This is a genomic window from Limimaricola litoreus, from assembly GCF_024159025.1.
GTDB lineage: Bacteria > Pseudomonadota > Alphaproteobacteria > Rhodobacterales > Rhodobacteraceae > Limimaricola > Limimaricola litoreus.
The window spans coordinates 1-1695 of sequence record NZ_JAMYXC010000266.1; the positions used below are offsets into that span (position 1 = coordinate 1).

The 1695-nt window shown below is 70.1% G+C and carries 3 protein-coding genes; all 3 read left to right on the forward strand.

The genetic code is table 11. The features are described from left to right. The first annotated feature begins 120 nt into the window (after window positions 1-120). Window positions 121-576 (forward strand): universal stress protein, encoded by a 456-nt coding sequence (locus tag NHG85_RS16610; protein ID WP_253334462.1) that lies wholly within the window; start codon window positions 121-123, stop codon window positions 574-576. Between the two features lie 82 nt (window positions 577-658). Continuing rightward, the gene (locus NHG85_RS16615; RefSeq protein ID WP_099274991.1) at window positions 659-1231 is read left to right on the forward strand and encodes a NifU family protein; all 573 of its coding nucleotides are present in this window, start codon (window positions 659-661) and stop codon (window positions 1229-1231) included. Further along, on the forward strand, window positions 1231-1695 hold a 465-nt coding region (tsaB, locus tag NHG85_RS16620), incomplete at its 3' end, for a tRNA (adenosine(37)-N6)-threonylcarbamoyltransferase complex dimerization subunit type 1 TsaB (protein WP_253334476.1). The genes NHG85_RS16615 and tsaB, both read left to right, overlap by 1 nt.

A 1695-nucleotide genomic window follows, 5' to 3' on the forward strand; every position in this document is an offset into this window, starting at 1 on the left:
CTGCGCGCCGAGCCGCCGCTGACCCGGCCGCAGCCGCGGCTGCGCCCCGATCCACCGCTGCGCCGCCCCGTTGTGCCGCACCCCGCCCTGAGCCAGACTGCGGCCGAATAGGGAGATTTCATGCGCAAGTTCCTCGTGATCCTCGACGACACCCGCGAATGCCTCAACGCCATGCGTTTCGCCGCGATGCGCGCGGGCCGGACCGGCGGCGGCGTCACCATCCTGTCGGTGATCCCGCCCGACGAGTTCAACCATTGGGTCGGGGTGGGCGAGATCATGCGCGCCGAGGCGCGCGAGCGGATCGAGGTGCATTTCGAGGTCTTCGCCAAGTGGATGCGCGACCGGCAGAACGTGCACCCCACCCTCGTGATCCGCGAGGGCGAAACCGTGCCCGAGATCCTCGCCCAGATCCGCGAGGACGCGGAGATCGGCGTGCTGGTGCTCGGCGCGGGCGCAGACCGCAAGGGGCCGGGCCCATTGGTCAGCCAGCTGACGCGCGAGGCGGGCAGCTTGCCGGTGCCGATCACCATCGTGCCGGGCGACATCTCCAAGGAGCGGCTCGAGGCGATCACCTGACCGCTTATTTAGAACCGTTCCAAATCTTGACTTCGGCCCGATCAGGGCGCATATCGGGAGCCTGAAACGAAAGGTGGTCCCGATGTTCATCCAGACCGAATCCACGCCGAACCCCGCGACGCTGAAATTCCTGCCGGGGCAGACCGTGCTCGAGATGGGCACGGCCGACTTCCCCTCCGAGGAGGCCGCGCAGGCCAGCCCGCTGGCGCGCCGCATCTTTTCGACCGGCGGCGTGGCGGGCGTGTTCCTCGGCTCGGACTTCGTCACCGTGACCAAGACCGATGCCGTCGAGTGGGACCATATCAAGCCTGCCGTGCTCGGCGCGGTGATGGAGCATTTCCAGTCCGGCGCCCCGGCGATCGACGACGGCACGCCCAGCAGCGCGACCGCGGGCGGCCATGCCGAGCACACCGGCGAGGACGGCGCGATCGTCGAGCAGATCAAGGAGCTGCTGGACACCCGCGTGCGCCCGGCTGTGGCGCAGGACGGCGGCGACATCACCTTTCACGGGTTTGATCGCGGCGTGGTCTACCTGCACATGCAGGGCGCCTGCGCGGGCTGCCCTTCCTCGACCCTGACGCTGAAGATGGGCATCGAGAACCTGCTGCGCCACTACATCCCCGAAGTGGTCGAGGTCCGGCCGGTCGCGGCCTGATGACACCGCTTCTGGCGATTGACACATCGGCCGCGCATTGCGCGGCCGCTCTGCGTCTGGAGGGGCGGACCCTTGCCCGGGTCGAGCCGATGGCCAAGGGGCAGGCCGAGCGGCTGATGCCCTTTCTCGAAGAGCTCCTGGCCTCCGAGGGCCTTGGTTTCAAGGACCTCGCCGCGATCGGTGTCGGCTGCGGCCCCGGCAATTTCACCGGGCTCAGGATCGGCGTCTCGGCCGCGCGCGGCCTGGCGCTGGGCCTGAGCATTCCGGCTGTCGGCGTGTCCGGTTTCGAGGCGGCGGGGCTGGGCCATCCGCGCCCCGTCACCATCGCCCTGCCCGCCCCGCGCGATCATCTCTGGCTGCAACGCCTGGCCGAGGCGGGCGCCGAGGCGCCGCGCCTTGCCCCTGCCTCCGAGGCGGGCGACGTGCGGCATGCCCCCGATGCCGAGGCGCTGGTGCGCGCCATC

Coding starts and splice junctions, on each gene's coding strand:
- NHG85_RS16610 (WP_253334462.1), top strand. CDS start 121: ATGCGCAAGTTCCTCGTGATCCTCGACGACACCCGCGAATGCCTCAAC.
- NHG85_RS16615 (WP_099274991.1), top strand. CDS start 659: ATGTTCATCCAGACCGAATCCACGCCGAACCCCGCGACGCTGAAATTC.